The 23,502-nt window shown below is 44.6% G+C and carries 20 protein-coding genes; 19 read left to right on the forward strand and 1 reads right to left on the reverse strand.

Features of this window, described 5'->3' with window-relative positions; all coding sequences use genetic code 11:
- The first annotated feature begins 20 nt into the window (after positions 1-20).
- From DESYODRAFT_RS07990 to DESYODRAFT_RS08040, 11 genes are all read left to right on the forward strand, one after another.
- Positions 21-1,349: a 4Fe-4S dicluster domain-containing protein gene (locus DESYODRAFT_RS07990; protein ID WP_157137282.1), complete on the forward strand. Its 1,329-nt coding sequence runs from the start codon at positions 21-23 to the stop codon at positions 1,347-1,349.
- Positions 1,346-1,894: a BMC domain-containing protein gene (locus DESYODRAFT_RS07995; protein ID WP_007781579.1), complete on the forward strand. Its 549-nt coding sequence runs from the start codon at positions 1,346-1,348 to the stop codon at positions 1,892-1,894. Before DESYODRAFT_RS07990 ends, DESYODRAFT_RS07995 begins: the two co-directional genes overlap by 4 nt.
- Positions 1,895-1,991: 97 nt before the next feature.
- Positions 1,992-2,633 (forward strand): cupin domain-containing protein, encoded by a 642-nt coding sequence (locus DESYODRAFT_RS08000; protein ID WP_007781581.1) that lies wholly within the window; start codon positions 1,992-1,994, stop codon positions 2,631-2,633.
- 28 nt (positions 2,634-2,661) lie between these two features.
- Positions 2,662-4,026, forward strand: a complete 1,365-nt coding sequence (locus DESYODRAFT_RS08005) for an ethanolamine ammonia-lyase subunit EutB (RefSeq protein WP_007781583.1) — start codon at positions 2,662-2,664, stop codon at positions 4,024-4,026.
- A gap of 13 nt (positions 4,027-4,039) precedes the next feature.
- A complete protein-coding gene (eutC, locus tag DESYODRAFT_RS08010) occupies positions 4,040-4,948 on the forward strand; it encodes an ethanolamine ammonia-lyase subunit EutC (protein ID WP_007781585.1) in 909 nt (302 codons plus the stop codon).
- Positions 4,949-4,961: 13 nt separating this feature from the next.
- On the forward strand, positions 4,962-6,419 hold the full coding sequence (locus DESYODRAFT_RS08015; protein WP_007781588.1) for an ethanolamine utilization protein EutA: 1,458 nt from the start codon (positions 4,962-4,964) through the stop codon (positions 6,417-6,419).
- 453 nt (positions 6,420-6,872) lie between these two features.
- Positions 6,873-7,676 carry a methyltetrahydrofolate cobalamin methyltransferase gene (locus DESYODRAFT_RS08020; protein ID WP_007781590.1) on the forward strand — a complete coding sequence of 268 codons (804 nt, stop codon included), beginning with the start codon at positions 6,873-6,875 and terminating at the stop codon, positions 7,674-7,676.
- A 378-nt stretch (positions 7,677-8,054) separates the two neighbouring features.
- Entirely contained in the window at positions 8,055-9,887 is a 1,833-nt protein-coding gene (locus DESYODRAFT_RS08025; RefSeq protein WP_007781593.1) for an ASKHA domain-containing protein, read from the forward strand.
- Between the two features lie 120 nt (positions 9,888-10,007).
- Positions 10,008-11,573, forward strand: coding sequence for a methylenetetrahydrofolate reductase C-terminal domain-containing protein (locus tag DESYODRAFT_RS08030; protein WP_007781596.1), 1,566 nt, complete (start codon positions 10,008-10,010; stop codon positions 11,571-11,573).
- A gap of 36 nt (positions 11,574-11,609) precedes the next feature.
- Positions 11,610-11,927: a DUF6951 family protein gene (locus DESYODRAFT_RS08035; protein WP_007781599.1), complete on the forward strand. Its 318-nt coding sequence runs from the start codon at positions 11,610-11,612 to the stop codon at positions 11,925-11,927.
- Positions 11,928-12,134: 207 nt separating this feature from the next.
- Positions 12,135-12,713, forward strand: coding sequence for a Uma2 family endonuclease (locus DESYODRAFT_RS08040; RefSeq protein ID WP_007781602.1), 579 nt, complete (start codon positions 12,135-12,137; stop codon positions 12,711-12,713).
- A gap of 161 nt (positions 12,714-12,874) precedes the next feature.
- On the opposite strand, the gene DESYODRAFT_RS08045 is transcribed toward DESYODRAFT_RS08040, so the two are convergent.
- On the reverse strand, positions 12,875-14,968 hold the full coding sequence (locus tag DESYODRAFT_RS08045; protein WP_007781605.1) for a glutamine synthetase III family protein: 2,094 nt from the start codon (positions 14,966-14,968) through the stop codon (positions 12,875-12,877).
- Positions 14,969-15,230: 262 nt separating this feature from the next.
- Here DESYODRAFT_RS08045 and DESYODRAFT_RS08050 point away from each other — a divergent pair, with 262 nt between their 5' ends.
- From DESYODRAFT_RS08050 to DESYODRAFT_RS08085, 8 genes are all read left to right on the forward strand, one after another.
- Entirely contained in the window at positions 15,231-16,823 is a 1,593-nt protein-coding gene (locus tag DESYODRAFT_RS08050) for an ATP-binding protein (RefSeq protein ID WP_007781608.1), read from the forward strand.
- Positions 16,824-16,868: 45 nt separating this feature from the next.
- Positions 16,869-17,564, forward strand: a complete 696-nt coding sequence (locus tag DESYODRAFT_RS08055; RefSeq protein ID WP_007781611.1) for a response regulator — start codon at positions 16,869-16,871, stop codon at positions 17,562-17,564.
- A 124-nt stretch (positions 17,565-17,688) separates the two neighbouring features.
- Positions 17,689-18,699 (forward strand): TRAP transporter substrate-binding protein, encoded by a 1,011-nt coding sequence (locus DESYODRAFT_RS08060; protein ID WP_007781613.1) that lies wholly within the window; start codon positions 17,689-17,691, stop codon positions 18,697-18,699.
- A gap of 117 nt (positions 18,700-18,816) precedes the next feature.
- Complete coding sequence (locus DESYODRAFT_RS08065) at positions 18,817-20,046, forward strand: ABC transporter substrate-binding protein (protein WP_007781615.1); 1,230 nt, start codon at positions 18,817-18,819, stop codon at positions 20,044-20,046.
- A 103-nt stretch (positions 20,047-20,149) separates the two neighbouring features.
- The gene (locus DESYODRAFT_RS08070; RefSeq protein ID WP_042338340.1) at positions 20,150-21,025 is read left to right on the forward strand and encodes a branched-chain amino acid ABC transporter permease; all 876 of its coding nucleotides are present in this window, start codon (positions 20,150-20,152) and stop codon (positions 21,023-21,025) included.
- 7 nt (positions 21,026-21,032) lie between these two features.
- Entirely contained in the window at positions 21,033-21,995 is a 963-nt protein-coding gene (locus tag DESYODRAFT_RS08075) for a branched-chain amino acid ABC transporter permease (protein ID WP_007781620.1), read from the forward strand.
- Positions 21,982-22,701, forward strand: a complete 720-nt coding sequence (locus DESYODRAFT_RS08080; RefSeq protein ID WP_007781623.1) for an ABC transporter ATP-binding protein — start codon at positions 21,982-21,984, stop codon at positions 22,699-22,701. Before DESYODRAFT_RS08075 ends, DESYODRAFT_RS08080 begins: the two co-directional genes overlap by 14 nt.
- Entirely contained in the window at positions 22,694-23,398 is a 705-nt protein-coding gene (locus DESYODRAFT_RS08085; RefSeq protein ID WP_007781626.1) for an ABC transporter ATP-binding protein, read from the forward strand. The genes DESYODRAFT_RS08080 and DESYODRAFT_RS08085 overlap by 8 nt, the downstream gene beginning before the upstream one ends.
- Positions 23,399-23,502 lie beyond the last annotated feature (104 nt).

Raw genomic sequence — 23,502 nt, forward strand, 5'->3', positions numbered from 1 at the left:
AAAAAGTGAGCGAGATTAATATGAAAGAGATCAGCGCTAAGGTTCTGGAAGCTGGGGTTGTGGGCGCAGGCGGAGCAGGATTTCCGACTCATGTAAAACTCTCGGCTCAAGCAGAGATTGTCATCGTCAATGCGGCAGAATGTGAGCCATTGCTGAAAACAGACCAACAACTGATAGCTCAAAGCCCGGAGCTTCTCCTTAAAGGATTGACTCTGGCCATGGAGTCCACCGGGGCACAGAAAGGGATTATCGCTGTCAAAGCAAAATACAAGAAAGCGATAGCGGCTTTAGAGCCCTTAATCACCAACAGGGATAATCTGGAGATTGTCCTTATACCGGATATCTATCCCGCCGGAGACGAAGTTATCACTATCTGGTTAACCACCGGAACGAGGGTCCCTCCAGGCGGAATTCCATTAAACATCGGAGTTGTTGTTAATAACGTACAGACTCTGATCAATGTGGCAAAGGCTATGGATGGAACCCCCGTCACGACCCGGACTCTAACCGTCACTGGAGCCGTCGAAAATCCTGTCACCGTCACAGTACCCATCGGAACATCACTGCAGGAGGTTCTTGAATTGGCTGAAGTCGGAAGCGGGGACCTGGCTTTTATTCAGGGGGGACCGATGATGGGGACTCTGATCACCGATCTGTCGGCCCCGGTGACTAAAACCACAGGAGGACTGATAGCTCTCCCCAAAGATCATATGCTTATCCAACGCAAACTCAGGACTATCGAAAGCATTTTACGGATTGCCAAAACCGTCTGCGAACAGTGCAGTTTCTGTACCGAGCTCTGTCCCAGACACATCATAGGGCATGAACTATCCCCGCATCGGCTGATTCGAGCGGTAAATTATAAAAACCTTGGAGATCCCTCTTTGATAACCAGCGTTCTGAGCTGTTCCGAATGTGGTGTGTGTGAGGCCTATGCTTGTCCGGTGGGAATCTCGCCGCTGAGAGTGAATATGGCCTTAAAAGCGGAGCTTCGTTCCAAGGGCATTAAATATCAGGGTCAACTAGGGCAAGAAGATCCGCTGGCCAAAAACCGCTTAATCCCGTCGTCACGGTTAATAGACCGCTTGAGACTCCGGCCATGGTACAAAGAAGCCCCCTTATCCTTAGACGTATATGAACCGGACGAAGTCACTCTAAAGCTCCATCAGCACATTGGCGCCCCCTCAGCTCCCCTGGTCAAAGTTGGAGACGTCGTTCGCCTTGGGCAGCTGATCGGGGAAATCCCTGAAGGAGGACTGGGGGCAAAGGTCCATGCCAGTATCGAGGGAACCGTGGTTCAATTGACTCCTCAAACCATAAGGATACGAAAAGGTGGTGCAGCCAAATGATCCATGCCATAGGGCTGGTCGAATTCACAAGTATCGCCCAAGGAATTGAATGCGCCGATATCATGACCAAGACAGCCGACGTGACTATTTTGGCAGCGAAAACCATCTGTCCCGGCAAATATATCGTCTTGGTGAGCGGAGATGTATCGGGAGTACAGCAATCTGTTGATGCCGGCATCGACATAGGAGCGGAGACCGTGGTGGATTCCTTCGTGATTCCCAATGTTCATCCCTCCATATTACCTGCTATCAGTCGGGCCAACACCTTAAACGATATCAAAGCCTTAGGGATTATCGAAACGTTTAGCGTTGCTTCCCTAATTGAAGCCGCAGATGCCGCCCTAAAAGCGGGAGATGTCGAGCCCGTGCTTATTCATTTGGCCTTTGGCATTGGCGGCAAGAGCTACACCCTTCTCACCGGAGAAGTAGCCTCCGTGAAAGCGGCGGTAGAAGAAGGAAGTGCCATTGCCGGCAAAAAGGGACTCCTCATCCGCCAGGTGATCATCCCCAGACCCTCCAGGCAGCTTATTGAAAGCCTGGTTTGATCAAAACGGGTACAAGGCATGAGGGTCGAAGTTCGAACGGAAAAATTAAGCAGCGAACCAGGAATCTCGAATCTCGAACTTTGATAAGGAGTGTATTATGGGACGATTTATTTCGGCAGCCGTGCTGAGAGATTTGGCAAAATCAGATAAAAATATAGTTTTAGAAGAAGATAGTGTGCTGACTCCCTCTGCTAAAGATCTGGCCAAAGAGTTAGGTCTTACAATTATCAAAGGGAGGCAGGAAATCATCGGCCGGAGTGTAAGCGCACAGAAACAGAAAGAGGTTACTCAAAAACCTGTAAAATCTGAACCGGTTATCCTAAAGGATGACCTTAAAGCAGCGGTGCAAAAGATTCTTGGAGAGGTTCTCAAGCCGGCTTGTGAAAACCCCAAAGCGACTCATGTTAAGGGAGAAACCATAGTCGTGCAGCCCTTTCCGGAAGCTCCTCCCGGTCAAAAAGTCGGACTCCTTGATGTGATTGACTCACGAGTAGGTAACCTGGCATGTGGGTTTATGACGTTTGACCACTCAAGATTGCCTTGGTTTTTAAACTATGATGAAGTGGATTACATTATTGAAGGAGATTTTGTCCTTGAAGTTGAGGGTAATGTATTCCACGCCAAAGCAGGAGATGTGGTCTATATCCCGAAGGGAAGCCAAGTCGTCTTCTCTTCTCCAACGTTTTGCAAAGTTTTTTATGCTACTTATCCAGCGAACTGGGCTGATTTTTGCGAATAAGGACATTATGTCAGATCGGAGATAAGAGATGATTTTAAAAGCAAAAGTTTATAATAAAATTTTTGCCTTTCAAAACCTCAAAGAAGTTTTAGCTAAGGCCAATGAAGAGAAGTCCGGAGATGAACTGGTCGGGATTGCCGCGAAATCGGCTTCCGAGCGGGTAGCTGCTAAGTTGGTCCTGAGTAACCTTACCCTTGAGGATATTTACAATAATCCGGTTATTCCCTATGAAGAGGATGAAGTCACCCGAGCGATCTACGACGGCCTTAATTTAAGAATCTATCAAGAGATTAAAGGCTGGACGGTCGGGTATTTGCGCGAGCATATCCTGGATTATAAGACCACGGGAGAAAAGCTGGCTCATATTAGCCGGGGACTAACCAGTGAAATGATTGCTGCGGTGGTCAAGCTGATGTCCACGATGGACCTGGTTTTTGGGGCGAAGAAGATGCGTGTTCAGTCACACTGCAATACCACTCTTGGTATACCGGGAACTCTGGCTTTCCGGTGCCAGCCCAATCACCCTACAGATAGCGTTGAAGGGATGCTGGCTTCTCTTAAAGAGGGATTGTCTTATGGTTCCGGAGATGCAGTCATCGGGATCAATCCGGTGGAAGATAATGTAGAGACAGTCAGCCGCCTCCTGGATACAGTAAAGAATTTCATGATCAAATGGGAAATCCCGACTCAAAACTGCGTTTTAGCCCATGTAACTACACAAATGAAAGCCATTGAAAAAGGCGCTCCTGTTGATCTGGTTTTCCAAAGTATTGCCGGAACTCAAAAGGCAAACGATGCTTTTGGAGTTAACAAAGCCATACTTGATGAAGCCTTTGCTTTAGCACAGCGCCAAGGTACTGCCACAGGGCCTAATCTGATGTACTTTGAGACAGGTCAGGGTTCGGAGGTCTCTCTCGACGCTCATCTCGGTGTCGATATGGTGACCTTAGAAGCAAGAACTTACGGCTATGCACGCGGGTATCGCCCTTTTATGACGAACAATGTTTCAGGGTTTATCGGACCGGAGACCATCTATTCCGGGCGGGAAGTAATCAGGGCAGATTTGGAGGATCTATTCATGGGTAAGCTGCATAATTTACCCATGGGAAATGCACCTTGTTATACTAACCATATGAAAGCGGACCAGAATGATCAGGAAATGGGAACCCTTCTCTGCGCCATGGCAGGTTCGAACTTCTTCATGGGAGTTCCAGGCGGTGACGATGTTATGTTAAGTTATCAGGATACCAGTTTTCATGATGATGCAACGACACGGGAAATTTTAGGTTTACGACCCCTTCCTGAGTTTGAGCAATGGTTGGAAAAGATGGGGATTTTAGAAGACGGTCACTTGACAGAGAGAGCCGGAGACCCATCCATTTTTGATAAATAGGGAGGAAATCGAGGTGGCGGCTGCAAATAAGGAAGTTGAGAGAGTTATTATCCAAAGTGTTATGGAAGAACTGGCCAGGAAAGGGCTGCTGTCCCAAAAGGGAAAAGACCATATGATGTCGGCGGCGATGATGGATACACCTATAGTTCCTCTCCCGGAGTCCGAGAAAATGGTTTCGTTGCCTCCACTTGAAGAAATGCAGATTTCTAACCCTTTTAATGCCGATGCGGTTAGGGCCATGAAAAAGCTGACTCCGGCCCGGATCGGGGTTGGCAGAGCCGGTGCCCGCCCTAAAACCATGTCATTGCTAAGGTTTTTGGCAGATCATGCTGTAGCACAAGATGCAGTATTCCTGGATGTTTCCGAAGAATTCCTCCAACGGATGAGTTTGATGTCTGTTCAAAGTGCTGCTGCCAATAAAAATGAATTTCTGCAAAGACCGGAGCTAGGGAGGCGTTTATCGGCGGAAGCAATAAAAACAATTTCAGAGAAGTGTGAAAAGAATGTTCAAGTTCAGATTCTGATCGTCGACGGGCTAAGTTCAAATGCCATTGAGGCCAATATTCCTGATTTATTACCTGCTTTGCTGCAGGGACTAAAATCTGCAGGAATTAAAGTAGGCACTCCTTTTTTCGTGAGGAACGGAAGAGTCTGGATACAGGATCATGTAGCCTCTATCGTTAATTCGGATGTTATTATTTCCTTGATAGGAGAGCGTCCGGGACTGGGAACTGCGGAGAGTCTCAGCGCTTACGTGATTTATCAGCCGGATAATCAGACTGTGGAGGCTGATCGTACAGTGATCTCCAATATCCACAAAGGCGGAATCCCTCCAGCTGAAGCCGGTGCCCATCTCACAGATGTTATTAAACAAATTCTTGATGCTAAAGCAAGTGGTGTTAAGCTGAACCAGCAAAAATAGGGGCGGTGATAAAATGCCCGAATCGACGAATCAAAGGATCACGAGCGTGGGCATTGATATTGGAACCACAACGACCCAACTGGTGATCAGCCAATTAACCATTGAAAATACCGCCTCCGGAACCTTAGTTCCTCGTGTGGAAATCACGGATAAAGAGGTGATCCATCGCAGCGGGATTTATTTTACGCCTCTTATAGACCGGGACTTAATTAATGCGGTTGAGGTCTCGAAGATTGTGGAAACTGAATATCAGGCTGCAGGGCTGACTCCTGAGATGATTGACACAGGTGCCGTGATCATTACGGGAGAAACGGCAAAGAAAGAAAACGCTAAAGCAATTATTGATGCTTTGGCCGGATTTGCAGGTGACTTCGTCGTGGCCACTGCCGGCGCCAATTTGGAGGCGATTTTTGCAGGTAAAGGATCAGGGGCTGCCTTATATTCAGCCCGGAGGCACCAAGTTGTTGTCAATATCGACGTGGGCGGCGGAACATCTAACTATGCTGTCTTTCATGAGGGCAAGGCCATCGATTCTTCTTGTATTAATGTCGGCGGACACTTAATAGAGTTTGAACGGAACGGGGACCGGATCACTTACATTTCCGAACCGGCAAAAATTGCTTTACACGCTACAGGACAAAGGCTTCAGGTCGGAGAGCGGGTAACTCTTCCTCAGCTTCGTCCCATTGTCAAAGCGATGGCTTCATGTGTTGCAGAGGTACTTAAGACTTCTGTGCACTCTGGATTAACGAACGAACTTCTCATGACACCTCCTTTACGGTTAGAACACCCGATTGGAAAAGTGATGATTTCCGGCGGGGTAGCAGACTATGTTTATGCTTTAACCGGACCGGCAACCATGGCTGAAGTGACTGCTTTTGGAGATTTTGGACCGCTTTTGGGATGGGAGCTTAAAGTGAACTTGGAGGCATCCGGTTTTGTCTTAGAAAAGCCAGATGAGACAGTGCGAGCAACCGTCATCGGAACTGGGACTCAGTCCGTCAATCTGAGCGGCAGCACTATTCATCTTCAGGAAACTAGATTGCCGCTGCGCAATGTGATGGTTATTTTCCCTTTTACATCGGCGATTCCCGAAACGCCGCAGGAGATTGCCGAAGTTGTCAAAAAGGTTATCCTTGGACTTCAAGTGGAACACTCTGAGGAAATTGTGGCTATTGCCTTGAAAGGACCCCGAACGATGTCCTTTACAGATATCAATAGTTTGGCTCAAGGATTACTTTTGGGGCTGGAAGACTATTTATATAGAGATAAACCTCTCATTCTTGTAATCGAAGCAGATTGTGGAAAAGTCTTAGGACAGTGCATAAATGCTTCAGACAATCGCCCCCTTGAATTGGTCTGTATAGATCAGCTCGAAGTAGAAAATTGTGATTTTATTGATATTGGAAAACCTCTTATGGGGGGAAGAGTTGTGCCGGTAGTCCTAAAGACGTTAGTCTTTAATCGTTAAACTAATTAAATCATTACAATATAATATTATATTGACACTTCACAGTCGCTTTTATCGATTGGTTAAATATCTGATAAGAGGATTTTGGCTATATTTGACGAATACTATAGTTTTAGAAAGATCTAGAGTTGTAATTTGAGCTTACAAATGATGGAAGGTCATGTAATCTTTTTGAAGTTTCTAAGACGTTTTGAATAAAATCTAAATTAAGTCCTGTTGACTTGTTTAGAAGTCAGTAGTTGGAGGTGTAAGTCAAAATAGACTTACAAGAGCATCACTTTCTTGAATAATAGAATTTATTCAAATATACTTGAAATTCCAGCGGTAAATCGACTGTTTTTAATGAATGATCAGCGGATTATTAGCTAAGATGTATTGGCATCAAATTTGCAAATACTTATGAAATGATCGTTCTAAAATTATTATTAAGCCGAATATGAGGAGGAAAAAAACATGTTAGTTGTCGGAGAATTAATTAATGCAAGCCGCAAGGCGATTGGAGAAGCCATCAAGGCACAAGACGCTGAATATATCAAGCAGGTGGCTAAAGATGAATATGAAGCCGGTGCCCATTTTATTGATGTCAATGCAGGTGTTTTTGTCGGAAAGGAAGCGGAATACCTCCAATGGCTAGTGAAAAATGTACAAGAAGCCGTCGACGCACCTTGTTGTATCGACAGCCCGGATCCCAAGGCTATTGAGGCTGCTTTATCTGTGCACAAAGGCATCGCAATGATTAATTCCATATCCTTGGAAAAAGAGCGCTATGATGCCTTGGTCCCTATTGTTGCAGGAACAGACTTAAAGGTTGTCGCGCTGTGTATGAGTGACGAGGGAATGCCGGAAACAATGGATGCACGGCTGAGAATTGCCGAAAAACTAATTGATGGACTCGTTAAAAACAATGTGGCCCTTGAAAACATTTATGTTGATCCCTTGGTTCAGCCGGTCTCTACTAATAGTACCTTTGCTGTTGAATTTATTAATTCCGTAGAGGCCATCATGACTCGTTTTAAAGGAGTCCATACGATTTGTGGCCTGTCAAACGTATCCTATGGTCTTCCTGTCCGTAAATTCATGAACCATGCCTTTGCAATTATGGCGATTGGCAAAGGTCTGGATGCTCTCATTATCAACCCATTGGATAAGATGATGATGGCAAGTTTGGTTACTGCTGAGACATTGGCCGGAAGAGATGACTATTGTGTCAACTATCTCAAGGCTTATCGGAATAAGCAATTTGACTTCTTAGGCTGATGAACCCGTTCGACGAGAGCAGAATATAATGTGTTCCATCCTGAAACAATACTTTAATTGAGCAAGTATTTATCTAAAATCCCCTTCTCTGATAAGAGTAGGGGATTTTATACAGCAAGTATCTTTAGTATCCCGGGTTGGGATTAACCCGGATTATCTTGTCAATACCCTGAAAAAACTTGCAGACTTTCTTGTTAAGGTACGAATAAGAAGGAAAAACATTAGTAAAGATCGAATATTCCTATAATGGGATAAAGTGTCTTTGTCCCATCGTTGCCTGAGTAGTAAAGTTAAACTAAGGACTAGATTTTAACTATCACGCAAAACTCAGTCTGTTTTATGGATAGCTTTTAGTAAAAATGTTGGCAGGAGGTAATCATGGAAGTTAAAGTACTCCCTAACCGAGTTATTAGAACTAATGAAAATGAAACATTAATGGAAGCCCTCACTCGTCATCAGCTGCCGGTCGAGAATATTTGCAATGGTCGCGGGACCTGCGGTAAGTGTAAAGTTCGAATCACTGGCAATCCATCCGCACCAAGTGCCCAGGATTTAGAGCATCTCACTGAGGTAGAAATTAAGGCAGGATTTCGCCTGGCTTGCAAGGTGATTCCCCAAGAGGGAATGGTTATCGAACTGAATTTTGTAGAAAGTCAGGATCGCAAAGAAAGCGCCCTTTTAGGGATGAAAGTTTCAGCGTTAGACCCTGGAATTGAAAAATTTTGTCTGACTCTCAGCAAGCCTTCACTAGAGGATGAGAGAGCAGACTTGGATCGTGTTCTGGATGCTCTGACTGCCATCACGGGCAGGAATTATAATCGCCCGAGTTTGCCTGTCCTGAGAAAGGTATCCAACGTTTTGCGTGCGGATCAATTTGTTCTTACTGTAACTGTTTCTGAAAATGAGATTTTGGAGATCGAACCAGGAGATACTGCGCAGAGATTGTATGGGGTTGCAGTGGATATCGGGACAACCAGTGTAGGGCTGGCCTTATATGATTTGATCGCCGGTAACCTGCTCAAGGTTGTTTCCGTTGAGAATGAGCAGACTGCTTATGGTGCGGACGTAATTTCCCGGATTTCATTTGCAAAAGCAAGCTCGGAAAATGCTTTGACAATGCGCAATGCGGTTAGGAGAACCATTAATCACTTATTAAAAGAAATCGAGTCCAAAACCGGTGTGCCTAAAAACGAGATTGTTAAAATGACCATTGTAGGCAACACTACCATGCATCACCTGTTACTCGCCTTGGATGTGTCTCATCTGGCGGTATCGCCCTTTGTCTCCGTTTGCAACAGACCGTTGGAATTCTCAGCGTTGGATTTAGGGCTGGAGATCAATTCCCAGGCTAAAGTTTTCCTGCTGCCAAATATCGGCAGCTTTGTCGGGGGGGATACCGTCGGGGCTATAGTCGGAGCGCCTGAGGTTCTGGGACAAGGAAATCATTTGCTCATTGATTTAGGTACTAATTGTGAACTGTTCCTGCATACAGATAAGATGATGCTGGCTTGTTCCACAGCGGCCGGACCGGCCTTTGAAGGGGCGGGGATAGCCTATGGCATGAGAGCGAAACAGGGAGCCATTGAAAGTGTAACCATCACAGAAAGCGGTGTTGACTGTAAAGTTATCGGCGAGCAGGAGCCAATTGGAATTTGCGGGTCCGGTCTGATTGAAGCCATCGATGAGATGCGTAAGGCTGGGGTCATTAATAAACAAGGAAAAATAAGTGTTCCGGAAACAGCAGACAAACTTTCCAATGAACTTCGCCAACGGATACGATCTGTCGAAAAGGGTCGTGAATTTGTCTTAGCTTATGGAACGGATCAAAGCGCGGATGTGACCATTAGTCAAAAAGATGTCGGGGAATTGCAGTTGGCTAAAGGAGCAGTCTGTGCCGGGATTAAAACCTTAGTAGAGATGGCTGGCATCAGCGTTGCGGAACTCGATTCGGTCACTTTATCGGGAACCTTTGCAACCTATCTCAAGGCTGACAACATCTTGAACATTGGTTTGGTACCGGATATTTCTCCGGAAAAAGTTAAGATGGTAGGAAATGCTGCTCATGTTGGAGCCATACGGGCCCTCCTGAATCACAAGGAAATGGATATGACCCAAGAATTGTATAAGAAAATTCGTCACATTGAACTTGGGGGGAGTGCTAAATTCTCCAATTATTTCATGAATAGCATGTACCTGGAGCGATTAAGTTAATTAAAAGTTGAGAAAAGACTGAATATGTCTTAAATTATTGGCCAAGAAGAGTTATAATGATTAGAGAATAAAAGGGCAATGTCCAAGAACTAATTGGTAATAAGGGAGAGGAAATGTGTAATGGAAAATAAATTCAAAGAATCGCTGCTTGACAAGAACACCCTATCTGTGACCTGGGAACTTGTACCTGGAAGAGGTGCCAATGAAAAAGCCCAGCAAACCGCGATTGCCTCGGCGGAACAAGCTGCTAAAGGCGGCAGGATTCATGCACTTACCATCACGGATAATCCCGGGGGTAACCCGGCTATTCTGGCGGATTATTTGGGAATGGAAATCCTCAAATTGGGGATTGAACCATTAGTGCATTTTACATGTAAAGATAAAAACCGCAACCAAATGGAGAGTCAGCTCTATGCCTTAGATCGTGCAAAGGTTCGTAATCTTCTGGTTATGACGGGAGACTATACCTATTCCGGATTCAAGGGACGTCCCAAGCCGGTTTTTGACCTTGACCCCTCTAACACTCTGCAATTAATAACAGAGATGAATAAGGGTTTGGAAGTGCCGGGTATGAAGGGACCTACTTATCACGCACCCAGTGATTTTTTTGCAGGCGCGGCTGTTTCCCCCTTCAAATCCACAGAGGCCGAGCAAATGATCCAGTACTATAAGCTGAAAAAGAAAATCCAAGGCGGCGCGCAATTTATCGTTACCCAACTCGGTTATGATGCACGTAAATGTCACGAAGTTCTCCAGTTCCTGAAAGTTAACAAACTTGATGTTCCAGTTGTCGGAAATATCTATGTTCTCCCCTATGGTGCTGCTAATGTTATGAACCAAAATAAGCTGCCTGGTTGTGTTGTCACTGACAAGCTGTTAGCAGAACTTAATGAAGAAAAGACTGCCGCCGACAAAGGGGTCGGTCAGCGGATGCTGAGAGCTGCTAAAATGTATGCCTTTATGAAAGGCATGGGTTTTGCAGGTGTGCATATCGGCGGGCATAATCTTAAATACGAGCAAGTGGAATACATCATTGATAAAGGAGAAGAACTCAGCGCGAATTGGCAGGATTACATTAAGGAGTTTGATTATCCTCAAAACAATGGTTTCTATTACTTTGAAAAGGATGAAAAGACCGGCCTGAATACAGACCGGCCAGCCAACCGCAAGGGTCGGCCCTTAGATGCTCCTGCAGGTGCAATGAACTCGCTGATGAGAGGGATGCACAGTTTAATGTTTACACCTAACAAGAAGCTCTTCCCTGTATTGCGCAGTATGTATCATGCCGCGGAAGGCAAGAAAAAAGCAGAGAAGAGACTTCACGCAGTTGAGCATATTGCCAAAGTTGTCATGCTCGATTGCAAGGATTGCGGTGATTGCGCTATTTTGGATATAGGTTATCTTTGCCCAATGTCACAATGCCCTAAAAATCAACGTAATGGAGCCTGTGGCGGAAGCTTGGATGGCTGGTGTGAAGTTTTCCCGAAAGAGAAGAAATGCGTTTGGGTTAGAGCGTATGCAAGGCTTAAAAAGTATGGGGAAGAGCACACTCTAGATGTTCCTCCGGTACCGCCCGCTAACTGGGATTTATATCAGACTTCCTCATGGTCTAATTTCTACTTAGGAAAAGACCACTCAGCGCCTATTTTAGGGATCAAACGTCCGGAGAGCAAGATCAAGAAGTAATTATCAGATTAATTCATATTTTGGAGGAGCATATTTATGGCGACAGGGGTAATCAAGGCCGGGATATGCGGCTTCACCATTAATGTGAAAGCCGTAGCCGGTGATAACCATAAAGTAAAATTGGAAATAACAAGTGATTGTCCGAATTACCAAAAAATAGCTAACGAATTAGATGAAATAGATGCCTTCCAAGAGATTTTTCAGAAACTTCATATGGGGAAAGTGTATGAAGCCTTCGCCAAGCACAGCCCGCATCCAAGTTGCCCGGGAGTTTCCGGGATCATGAAAACGATTGAAGTTGCGGCTGGGTTAGCACTGGCTCAAAATGCAAGTATCGAAATAACCAAGGAATAAAAACTAAAGATTGATGCAGAAGGGGCTGTGCGAAAACTTTTTATCGTTTTATCACAGCCCTGCTTTCGTCCGGATAATCATGAACGAAAGACGTCCCACGTTTATCGTGAGAGAAGAATGCTTCTTGTTGCCTGTACCCACGTTGAATTAAAGATTTACCCTATGATATAATTTACAAGGAAGGAACTGGAATAGGAGAGAAAGCCCATGAGTAAATCGGCCTTGACTCAAAGGGAGCATTATAATTATACGGATTACTTGTCCTGGGTTAATGGAAAACGCTGCGAGTTGATTGACGGTATTCCTGTGGATATGGCACCGGCACCTTCCCGCATGCACCAAAAGGTTTTGGGGGATCTCTATAACCAGTTCTACAATTTTCTAAAGAATAAACCTTGTGAAGTTTACATCGCTCCTTTCGATGTGCGATTGCCAAACTCAGGAGAACAAGACGAGACTTCCAGTACCGTCGTTCAACCCGATCTGGTAGTGGTCTGTGACCCTGAAAAATTGGACGACCGAGGGTGTAAAGGGGTTCCTGATTTAGTCATCGAGGTATTGTCGCCGGAAACAGCGAAAAAGGATCTTTCGATAAAATTGCACCTTTACGAGCGGACCGGTGTATCGCAATACTGGATTGTCCATCCGGTAGATAAAACGGTCATGGTTTTCATGCTGGATGAACGGAATCAGTACAGCAAGCCTAGTGTTTTTGGCGCAGGTGAACAAATAAGGGTCGAACAGCTTAATAGCTTAGTAATAGACTTAGCCACTGTTTTTAAGTAAGCTATTCTTATAGTTTAGATCTGCAGTATTGCAGATCTTTTTTGGTGCGCCGGGCAGTTCTATTTGTGATGAAAAACAGGGGACAGGTATATCGTTTCGAAACGATGTACCTGTCCCCCTGTTTTTTTCCTTATTAAACACCTTCTGGTAACTGATGAGGTTTAAAGCATATATAACATTTGAGCATAGGTGGGCAGTGGCCAAAGCTCTGCATCTATCATGGTTTCGAGCTTATCTCCATCCGTTCTAAGGGCCTTCATGCCCCGAAAGACGACGTCACGGTAATAGACCCCTTTAGCGTAAGCATCATCAGGGACAGAGGCTGAACCTTGAATATCTTTTTCCAGAGCATCTAAGTTTGATCTGAAGGAAGTCAGGGTCGAACAAAGATCTATCAGAAGGTTTTCCTGGACGGATATATCGACAGCGCTTGAGGCAGATTTAATAGCATTGATGGAACCTGCCAGCTGAGCAGAATACTTGACGGCTGCTGGAATAATCAGATGTTTGGCCATGTCAATCATAGTCAGAGCCTCAATGTTAATCTGTTTGCAATATCTCTCCAGGTTAATCTCATAACGTGATTCCAGCTCGGTCCGGTTCAAAACGCCATGTTTCTTATACAATTCGACGGTTGATTCACGCAGAAGAACAAGGGCAGCATCAACAGTGGACGTTATATTGGGAAGTCCTCGTTTAGCGGCCTCTTCAACCCATTCCGCGCCGTAGCCATTACCATCAAATAGAATCCGTTTGTGGTTGGCAACGGTTCCCTTTAGAAGTTCGAGAAGAGCTTGATCGAAGTTTTCTGCTTGCTCCAGGCGATCAGCGAACTGGGAGAAGACTTCCGCAAAAATAGTGTTGAGCACTACGTTGGGACCTGAAATGGATTGAGAGGAGGCTACCATTCGGAACTCAAATTTGTTTCCGGTAAAGGCGAAAGGAGAGGTTCGATTTCGATCCGTTGAATCTTTATGGAAGGCAGGCAGAGTTTCTACGCCGCTGGCCATCTTTCCTCCTTGGAGGGAACGTGTGATTCCTCCATTTTGCAATTGTTCAAGGATATCTGTGAGTTGATCACCAAGGAAGATTGAGATAATTGCGGGAGGAGCTTCGTTGGCCCCGAGACGGTGGTCATTACCCGGCATGGCGGCGGAGACCCGCAATAGTTCAGCATAATCGTCAACGGCTTTAATAATAGCGCAAAGAATAGTAAGAAATTGAAAATTCTCATGGGGGTTATGACCGGGGTCAAGGAGGTTCAGACCATCATCGGTAGACATTGACCAGTTGTTGTGTTTACCGGAACCATTGACTCCGGCAAAGGGTTTTTCATGAAGCAAGCACACCATGTCATGGCGGAGAGCAACTTTTTTCATGCTGTCCATAACGAGTTGGTTATGGTCGGTTGCGATATTGGTTGTCCCGAAGATCGGTGCCAGTTCAAATTGACCAGGCGCCACTTCATTATGCTGGGTTTTAGCCAGAACACCCAGTTTCCACAACTCAATATTTAAATCATGCATAAAAGCAGCAACCCGCGCTTTTAAGCTTCCAAAGTAATGATCATCCATTTCCTGCCCTTTGGGGGGCATAGCTCCGAATAGGGTCCGTCCGCTAAGCATGAGATCTAAGCGTTTGTCGTAGAATTTTTTATCGATCAGGAAATACTCCTGCTCTGCTCCGACCGTACTGGTGACCTGAGTCGTTGTCGTATTACCAAAGAGCCGCAAGATTCGTAGGGCTTGCTTGGAAAGAGCCTGCATAGAACGCAGAAGCGGGGTTTTCTTGTCAAGTGCTTCCCCTGTATAGGAGCAGAAGGCTGTAGGGATACATAAGGTCAAGATACCGGCATCTTCTTTCAGAAAAGCGGGAGAGGTACAGTCCCAAGATGTGTACCCTCTCGCTTCAAAGGTAGCGCGTATGCCGCCATTTGGGAAGGAGGAGGCATCCGGCTCGCCTTGAATCAGTTCCTTACCCGAGAATTCCATGCCTACCAGACCATGCATAGTCGGTGAGATAAAGGAATCATGTTTCTCCGCGGTAATGCCGGTTAAGGGCTGAAACCAGTGAGTAAAATGTGTTGCGCCCTTTTCAATTGCCCAATCTTTCATGGCGTTAGCCACTGTTTCGGCGACACTTGGATCAAGCGGAAGTCCGCCTTCGATTGTTTTACGTAACGATTTATAGGTTGCTTTCGGTAAACGTTTTCTCATCACGGCATCGTTAAAGACATTTTGTCCAAAAATATCCATTGTTTGATTTCCCCTTCCTATGTGTTGTCATGGTAATAACAAAAAGACGCCCTCAAAGATTATTCCTTAATCTTCAAGGAGCGCCATTGCTCCGTTGGAATATACTTTAATTTAACACTTTATTAGTCATCTGACAAGAGAATTTTACTAAAAATACTGTATAAAAAAGAAAACAGAAATATGAAAATTTTATTGAAGGAATTATAACTGAATTATCGAACTAATATATATAATTCAGATATTTCAAGGAGGGAATAGGCATTTGAATAGGCCCCATTTGAAATTGGGAACCAAGATAGCTATTCTCTCATTTTTCTTAATCTTATTATCGGTCTTTTTGGCCGGAGTAATTATTGTCAACCGGATTTCAGACAAAATGGAACAGGAAATCGGATACCGAGCGATAGCTATTGCCCGAACAGTGGCTCAATTACAGGATATACAGGAAAATCTGGGTGCCGAGCAGGGTTCTAAGGTGATCCAGCCCCTCGCTGAGCGGATTCGTATTGCAACCGGGGTAGAGTATATTGTGGTCTTTGATATGAAACGAATGCGCTATTCCCATCCCTATTTAGATCGAATCGGTACAATCTTTAATGACGGGGATGAGGGGCCGTCTCTGCAAAGAAAAGAATATCTTTCTCAGGCAGTCGGGGTATTAGGTCCGTCTATACGGGCTTTCGTACCGGTACTTGCCGATGAAGGCACCCGTCAAGTCGGGGTAGTAGCGGTCGGAATTCTGGTTCCTACAATAAAAGACATTATCAGTACCCTGAGAATCCAGCTGTATTCTTCCTTAATAATGGTATTGAGCTTGGGAATCCTGGGTTCTTTCTATTTGGCAAGCAATATTAAAAAGAATATGTTTTTCCTTGAACCCAATGAAATCGCGAGGATGTTAGAAGAACGGGTGGCTATTTTTCAAGCAATGGATGAAGGGGTCGTTGCCTTGAATATGGAAAACCAGATTACAGTCATTAACCAAAAAGCCTGTCACATCGCCGGAATTACTAAAAATGTAATCGGAGTCCATTTGAACGACCTCGAAGTACTTTCCGTTCTTAATGATCTTCCTGAAGCAAGAGATTCTTCGGAAACCATGGAACTTCTCCTGAATCAGACCTGGGTAATTATCAATTTTTTGCCGGTTAAAGTGAAGGATCAGATTGTAGGGCAAGTGATAACTATAAAAGACAAAACAGAAGTGCGTAAAATGGCGGAGGAATTAACAGGTGTCAGGACGTTTATAGAAGCTCTAAGAGTACAAAATCATGAGTCATTAAATAAATTGCATACGATTGCGGGTCTTATCCAGTTAAACAGAGTACAGGAAGCGATGGAGTATGTTTACAACGTAACAGCGGAACAACAGGAAGTGACCAGATTTTTAAGTCAGAATATCAAACACCCAAGTGTCGCGGGTTTACTTTTAGGAAAGTATAACCGGGGAAAAGAACTAAAAGTCGATGTTTTATTTGAGCATGATTCCAGTTTGGGAGAATTGCCGGAGAGTATTGATAGTACTGCGTTGACGATTATTTTAGGAAATTTATTGGAAAATGCTATGGAAGCGGTTGTGGGAAAAGAATTATGTGAGGTGCATTGCCGTATAAAGCAAGAGGATACAGTTTTGATTTTCAGCGTTGAAGATACTGGGGGAGGAATCCCCCCGGAGGATCAGATGAAAGTATTTCAATGGGGATTTTCAACGAAAGGAACCGGAAATCGCGGGATTGGTCTTCCTCTGGTTAAACAGACTATAGAAAGGCTTGGGGGGACGATAGAACTTGAGTCCGGAAACTGGGGGACGCGCTTCGGCGTCAGGCTGCCTCTTAAAGGTGCACATTTATTATAGAGCGTATGGAACTATACGTGAAGGTTCTAAAAGGAGGAGAAACTTATGAATCCAATTGACTTAGTCTTAGTAGAAGATGATCCCATGGTGATGGAAGTCAATGAGGGATTTGTTAAACGAATCGGCGGATTTCGAATTTGCGGTAAAGCAAAGACAGGAAAAGGAGCCTTAGAACTTATTCAAGAGTTAAGACCGCATTTGGTAATTTTAGACATTTACCTGCCGGATTGCAATGGTATTCAAATACTTCGGGAAATAAGACGTCAGGGGATACCTACCGATATTATTTTGATTACGGCAGCTCAAGATGTGGCAACTGTTCAAGCCGGTTTACATTTCGGCATCGTAGACTATATCATCAAACCCTTTAAATTTGAACGGATCGAAGCCGCCCTGAACAATTATCGCTCCTATGCCGAACAATTCAGAAATCGGGGAGAAATGAATCAAGAAGATTTAGACCGCCTGATCAAAATTCTGCCCAGTCAGGAAAGTTATTACAGAAAGAGCCGTGAACCATTGCCCAAAGGATTGCGGGAGATTACTCTTCAGCAAGTTTATAATTTCCTTAAAGAGAGACAAGTCGGGCTCTCAGCGGAGGAAGTCGCTGAAGGGGCGGGTCTGGCACGGGTCACCGCCCGAAGGTATTTAGAGTATCTGGAAAAAATCGATCAAGTTCTACTGGAAACTCAATACGGATCTGTGGGCAGGCCGATTAACAAATACAAAATTGTACTTTAGAGTACAATTTTTTTTATTAGACCAATAAGACCAGAAACATCAATAGGACCAAAAGTATTGAGAATAGTCTGAAAATATACTAAACTTAAAACACTTTATATTGACAGATGAAAGGGAGCAACGAATGGCCGGAAAACGTTGGATTTTAGTTATCATAATCTTGGCTCTGGGATTATCAGGTTGTCATAGCAGAGTTATAGATGGGCAGCAAGTTAATAAGGAAGACAAAATAATCATTAAGTTTTCCCATGTCGTTGACGAAAACACTCCCAAGGGACTGGCAGCTATTCGCTTTGCTCAGCTTATCTCAGAACGCTCCGGCGGCTCAATCGAAGTTCAGGTTTTTCCAAACTCTCAATTATTTAAGGATGGCGAAGAATTTGAGGCTTTAAGCCGGGGAGATGTACAAATGATTGCCCCGGCAACTTCGAAGCTGACTCAGCTTTTCCCTCAGTGGCAAGTTATGGATCTTCCGTATTTTTTTGACGATTTGGAAAGCGTTCATCAAACCATGGATGGCCCCCTTGGCAAGGCTTTACTCAGTCAGTTGGAAGAAAAAAATATGCGTGGGCTGGCGATGTGGGACAGCGGCTTTAAACACTTGACCAATAATGTCCATCCAATTATTAAACCCAGTGATTTTGACGGTTTAAGCTTCAGGGTTATGTCTCCGGGAATTTTGCAGGCCCAGTTTAATAAGTTTGGGGCAGAGGCGGTTTTTCTTCCGTTTAATGATGTTTATGAGGCTCTCAGTAAAGGAAAGGTGGATGGCCAGGAAAATACGATTTCCAATATTTATACTCAGCAATTTGACCAAGTACAAACGTATTTAACCCTTAGCCAGCATGGATTTTTAGGGTATGCCGTGATTGTTAATGCTGAGTTTTGGGATCAGCTCCCCAGTCAGGCCCGTGAACTGTTAGAGAAGACGATAGTGGAAGTGACGGAGTGGGAGAGAGAAACGGCCGAACGGTTAAATGAAGAACAATTAGAGAAAATCAAGAAACTAAATAAGATCAGCATTTATGCCCTGACCAGTCAGGAAAAAAGTACTTGGAAAGCCGATTTTTCCTCGGTCTACTCTAAATTCGAAAAAGAAATTGGTTTGGAGTTTCTTAACGAAGTGAGGAAATAGAGTGAACCGCAGGGAGGATTTTCAAAGGATTGGTAATTCTCATTTAGGGAGGTGAGGCCGGAACTTGGGAGAGCTCAAGTGAAAAGGGCACAATTTATTTAAGGAGGAGGGTATTCATTGAAAAAAGCTAAATGGCGCTTGTTAACAGTTTTGGTTTTAATTATGGGGCTTTTAGTCACAACGGCAGGCTGCGGAAGCCAGAAAACTAAAGGAGCGGCGGAAGCGATTAAAGTGGGAGTTATTCTGCCTCTAACCGGAAGTGAAGCGATTTTCGGAAATATGGAGAAAAATGCCTTTGAAATGGCTTATGAAGAACTTAAGGCAGCCGGTAAGACAACAATTGGAGGCAGAGAAATCACCCTGTTGTTTGAAGATGATCAGGGTAAACAGGATGTAGCCAAGTCGGCCACAGAAAAGCTCATTAATCAGGATAAGGTTTCCATGTTAAGCGGCGCTTACAGCAGTGCCTCAACCAATGTTATTGCCGGTGCCGCTCAGTCTATGAGCATGCCTTTCCTTATCGCCACCGGATCAGCGGACGACATCACTAAGAAAGGCTGGCAATGGGTTTTCCGAGGGACTGCCGCTCCGGCAAGCAAATACACTATCTCTCTCTGGCAGATGATTGATCAGGTCGTCAAGCCCCAGTCGGTTGCTATTATCTATGAAAGTACTGATTTTGGCAAGTCATCAGCCAAAAGCTTTAAGGCTGAAGCAGAAAAAAGAGGGCTGAAGATTGTTTACGATCAACCCTATGAGTCCGGTGCCATCGACTTTAAACCGATGCTTGCTAAAGTTAAAAATGCCAACCCCGATATGGTTTTTGCAGTCTCCTATCTGATGGACGCGTCCATGATTGTCAAACAATCGAAGGAGCTCGATTTCAATACAAAACTGTTTGTCGGAGGGGGCGCTGGATATACTCTGCCTGAATTCAGGGAAAATGCCGGCGACGCTTCCGAATATATTGCCTCCAGTACTCTGTGGGTACCCACGGTTACCTGGCCGGGTGCTAAAGAATTCTTTGAAAAGTATAAGCAAAAGTTTGGTAAAGAACCGGATTACCATGGCGCCCAGGCCTATGCTACTATGTATATTATCGGGGATGCCCTGAATAGAGCTAAAGAATTTAACAATACAGGCATTCAAAAGGCTCTCAAAGAAACCGATCTGATGACGGTTATGGGTCCGATTAAGTTTGAGGACTGGGAAGGGTATACCAATCAAAACAAACCCTATTCTTATGTTGTGCAATGGCAGAAGGGAAAGCTGGAAGTTATATGGCCGGAAGACGTAAAATCGTCACCCTATCTCTATCCGGTGCCTAATTGGAAGGATAGAACATAATTCTCAGGATTTCTACAGCATTGGGGCAAATGGAAGAAGTATAATCCTCTTCCATTTGCCATCTCAGCACAGCAAGTGAGATATCGCATTGGGGGGTTAATACATGATGTTATTTGGCCAGTCGGTTGTATCAGGTATCCTGCTTGGGTCTATGTATGCTTTAATTGCTCTTGGAATGACCCTGATTATGGGAGTCATGAAAATCATTAACCTGGCCCATGGAGCTATTGTTATGGTGGGGATGTACGTTACCTACGTCTGTTTTCAGCAATTTGGAATTGATCCCTATCTTGGTATGTTCGTAGCGATGCTGGTTGCCTTTTTGATTGGCTGCCTCATCCAGAAGTATATGATTAATATCTTAGTCAAAGTTGAATCCATACTTCCTCAGAATCAGGTTCTGCTTACCATCGGTATCATGCTGGTCTTAACCGAAATTGCCCGGCTGATTTTCAAGTCTGACTATCGATCCGTTGCCACAGGGTACTCCTCCAACACGATTTTTTTGGCTGATATGTCAATCAGTGTACCCATGTTAATAGGATTTTTTATTGCCATTGCCTTTACAACTCTGCTTCATTTATTTTTAACGAAAACAGACCTGGGCAAGTCTATCCGAGCTACTGCTCAGGATCGGGATGCAGCTGTGTACATGGGTGTGAATGCTTCGAAAATTACGGTAATAACCTTTGGGATTGGCTCTGCGTTAGCAGCCGCGGGCGGTTCCCTGCTCTTGCCGATTTTTTACTTATATCCGGATGTAGGACAATTGTTTAATGCCAAGTCGTTTATTATCACTATTTTAGGCGGAATGGGCAGTACCATGGGGGCTATAATCGGCGCTATAATTCTGGGTACTGCGGAATCCTTAGGTGCTACTTATATTTCTATGGGATATAAGGATCTGGTTGGCCTGATCATGTTTATCCTGGTGCTGTTGTTTTTGCCTGGCGGCTTAAGAAGCTTTGTACGGAGGTGAGTAGGGAATGAAAAATAAAAATTGGCTGTTTACGCTGTTGGCACTTGTCATAGCATTAGTTATCCCGCTGCTGATTAAAGCCCCTTATCAACTGCACATGATTATATTAATTCTTATTTGGGCTACCATCGGTACATCCTGGAACTTGCTCGGCGGATATGGCGGTCAGGTTTCCTTCGGCCATGCAGCATTCTTTGGCTTGGGTGCCTATTCCGCAGGAATGTTAAACCTGTATTTTGAGTTATCTCCCTGGTGGGGTATGCTGCTTGGCCCTCTGGCTGCTGCCATTATAGCGTTTCCTATCGGGTTGATCTGTTTCCGGCTGAGAGGACCCTATTTTGCCCTGGCAATGCTGGCCTTAGGTGAGATTTTCAGAATTTTGTTTACTAATTTGTCCGTGACAAATGGAGCCCAGGGAATTTTAATTATGCCGGCAATTACTTCGAAAGCCTGGTATTACTATATAGCTCTGGCTATTTTAGTCGTTACGGTCATGACAACCTACAAGATCGTAAACTCTAAAATCGGTTATTATCTGGTTTCAATAAGGGAAGACCAGGATGCCGCAACCTCTTTGGGGATTCCCACAACAACCTATAAAATTATCGCTTTGCTGCCAAGCGCTTTTTTCACCGGACTGGCCGGGGCGCTCTACATGAATTATGTAGCCTTCATAGATCCGAAAATAGTGTTTAATTTAGTCAACGTATCCATCATGATCATCTTAGTTGTTATGCTGGGAGGTCCTGCCACAACCTGGGGGCCCACAATCGGGGCAGCCATTTATATAATTTTGGGAGAACTGTTCCGGGCAACCCTTGGAGCGGCCAATGTACTGGTATTTGGTTTGCTTGTGTGTATCATCATCATGTTTATGCCTAATGGGATTTTAGGAGCGTTAACGAGTCTGAGGCGATTTGTGAGGCAACAGAAAGGCTGGCCGGGAGGTACAAAACATGAGTCTGTTTGAGGCTAAAAGCATTGTGAAGAGTTTTGGTGGTAATACAGCTGTTAATAACTTAAGCTTCACGGTGGAAAAGGGCGAAATTTTAGGTATTATCGGCCCCAATGGTTCCGGTAAGACCACGGTTTTTAATCTCATCAGTTGTTTTTTCCCTCTTACTTCCGGAGAAATTTATTTCAAAGGAAAAAGGATTGACCAAGTGCCGGCTCATGATATATGTAAGTTAGGAATAGGAAGAACCTTTCAGGTGGTCAAACCGTTAAAACGCATGACCGTGCTGGAAAACGTGACGGTAGGGGCATTTCTGCGCACAAACAGCATGACAAAGGCAAAGCTTAAGGCTGAGGAGACCGTGGATTTCTGCGGATTGAGCCAGTTTAAAAACTATGAGGCTAAAAGTTTGCCCATTGCGCTGCGCAAAAGGCTGGAAATTGCCAGGGCCCTTGCTTCAGACCCGGAATTGATTATGCTGGATGAAACCTGCGCAGGGCTGAACCCGAGGGAGTCAGAAGAGGCTATAGCCATCATCAAGAGGATTCGTGAGGCAGGGAAGACCATAATTATTGTTGAACACATCATGAAAGTCATGATGGGGATCTCTGACCGCATTCTGGCGATAAACTTCGGAAGCCAGATCACCATCGGAAAACCGCAGGAAGTAGCGAGACATCCTGAGGTAATTAAAGCATATTTAGGTGATGACCATGCTTAAAGTAATAAATCTTAATGCATCCTACAAAGATCTTCAGGTTTTATGGGACGTTTCATTTGAAGTAAAACAAGGGGAGCTAGTCGTACTGCTCGGGGCGAACGGAGCGGGTAAAACCACAATTTTAAACAGTATCTCAGGAATAATACCTGGTACAAAGGGAGTTATAGAATTTCTTGGCACAGACATTACTAAGCTGGCAAGCTTTAAGATTGCGGCTCAGGGTATCATTCATGTGCCGGAGGGCCGGCGTCTTTTCCCGGAAATGAGCGTAAAAGAAAACCTGGAAATGGGATCACTGCTGCCTGAAGCTAAAAGCAAACGAAAAGAGACTATGAAAAAGGTCTTTGAATTATTTCCGATTTTGCATGAAAAGCAACATCAAGAAGCAGGTGATCTCAGTGGGGGCCAGCAGCAAATGCTCGCCATGGGCAGAGGATTGATGGCCCTGCCCAAGCTGCTGATATTGGATGAACCGTCCCTTGGGCTTTCCCCGGTGTTGGTAACTCAGATTTTTGACATAGTGAAAGAGATAAACTCTCAGGGAGTTACTGTGTTGCTGGTAGAACAGAATGTGGCAAAAACCTTAAGCATGTGCAACCGGGCCTATGTCTTGGAGAACGGCAGAGTCGTTATGGAAGGAGAGGGTAAAGAACTGTTGAACAATGACCACATTAAAGAAGCCTATTTAGGAATATAGCTCATGGATGGCTTATGGAGAAGTATAAATTGAAATGAGTTGTAAGGTAAAATAAATAGTGTTTAAAAGCCCAGTTGTATTTCGCAGCTGGGCTTTTCCAATAT

The organism is Desulfosporosinus youngiae DSM 17734, assembly GCF_000244895.1.
GTDB classification, from domain to species: Bacteria; Bacillota; Desulfitobacteriia; order Desulfitobacteriales; family Desulfitobacteriaceae; genus Desulfosporosinus; species Desulfosporosinus youngiae.

What these genes read in the sequence shown, in the direction of transcription:
- DESYODRAFT_RS07990 (WP_157137282.1), top strand. Translation starts at nt 21, where the DNA reads ATGAAAGAGATCAGCGCTAAGGTTCTGGAAGCTGGGGTTGTGGGCGCA.
- DESYODRAFT_RS07995 (WP_007781579.1), top strand. Translation starts at nt 1,346, where the DNA reads ATGATCCATGCCATAGGGCTGGTCGAATTCACAAGTATCGCCCAAGGA.
- DESYODRAFT_RS08000 (WP_007781581.1), top strand. Translation starts at nt 1,992, where the DNA reads ATGGGACGATTTATTTCGGCAGCCGTGCTGAGAGATTTGGCAAAATCA.
- DESYODRAFT_RS08005 (WP_007781583.1), top strand. Translation starts at nt 2,662, where the DNA reads ATGATTTTAAAAGCAAAAGTTTATAATAAAATTTTTGCCTTTCAAAAC.
- DESYODRAFT_RS08015 (WP_007781588.1), top strand. Translation starts at nt 4,962, where the DNA reads ATGCCCGAATCGACGAATCAAAGGATCACGAGCGTGGGCATTGATATT.
- DESYODRAFT_RS08020 (WP_007781590.1), top strand. Translation starts at nt 6,873, where the DNA reads ATGTTAGTTGTCGGAGAATTAATTAATGCAAGCCGCAAGGCGATTGGA.
- DESYODRAFT_RS08025 (WP_007781593.1), top strand. Translation starts at nt 8,055, where the DNA reads ATGGAAGTTAAAGTACTCCCTAACCGAGTTATTAGAACTAATGAAAAT.
- DESYODRAFT_RS08030 (WP_007781596.1), top strand. Translation starts at nt 10,008, where the DNA reads ATGGAAAATAAATTCAAAGAATCGCTGCTTGACAAGAACACCCTATCT.
- DESYODRAFT_RS08035 (WP_007781599.1), top strand. Translation starts at nt 11,610, where the DNA reads ATGGCGACAGGGGTAATCAAGGCCGGGATATGCGGCTTCACCATTAAT.
- DESYODRAFT_RS08040 (WP_007781602.1), top strand. Translation starts at nt 12,135, where the DNA reads ATGAGTAAATCGGCCTTGACTCAAAGGGAGCATTATAATTATACGGAT.
- DESYODRAFT_RS08045 (WP_007781605.1), bottom strand. Translation starts at nt 14,968, where the DNA reads ATGGATATTTTTGGACAAAATGTCTTTAACGATGCCGTGATGAGAAAA.
- DESYODRAFT_RS08055 (WP_007781611.1), top strand. Translation starts at nt 16,869, where the DNA reads ATGAATCCAATTGACTTAGTCTTAGTAGAAGATGATCCCATGGTGATG.
- DESYODRAFT_RS08060 (WP_007781613.1), top strand. Translation starts at nt 17,689, where the DNA reads ATGGCCGGAAAACGTTGGATTTTAGTTATCATAATCTTGGCTCTGGGA.
- DESYODRAFT_RS08070 (WP_042338340.1), top strand. Translation starts at nt 20,150, where the DNA reads ATGATGTTATTTGGCCAGTCGGTTGTATCAGGTATCCTGCTTGGGTCT.
- DESYODRAFT_RS08075 (WP_007781620.1), top strand. Translation starts at nt 21,033, where the DNA reads ATGAAAAATAAAAATTGGCTGTTTACGCTGTTGGCACTTGTCATAGCA.
- DESYODRAFT_RS08080 (WP_007781623.1), top strand. Translation starts at nt 21,982, where the DNA reads ATGAGTCTGTTTGAGGCTAAAAGCATTGTGAAGAGTTTTGGTGGTAAT.
- DESYODRAFT_RS08085 (WP_007781626.1), top strand. Translation starts at nt 22,694, where the DNA reads ATGCTTAAAGTAATAAATCTTAATGCATCCTACAAAGATCTTCAGGTT.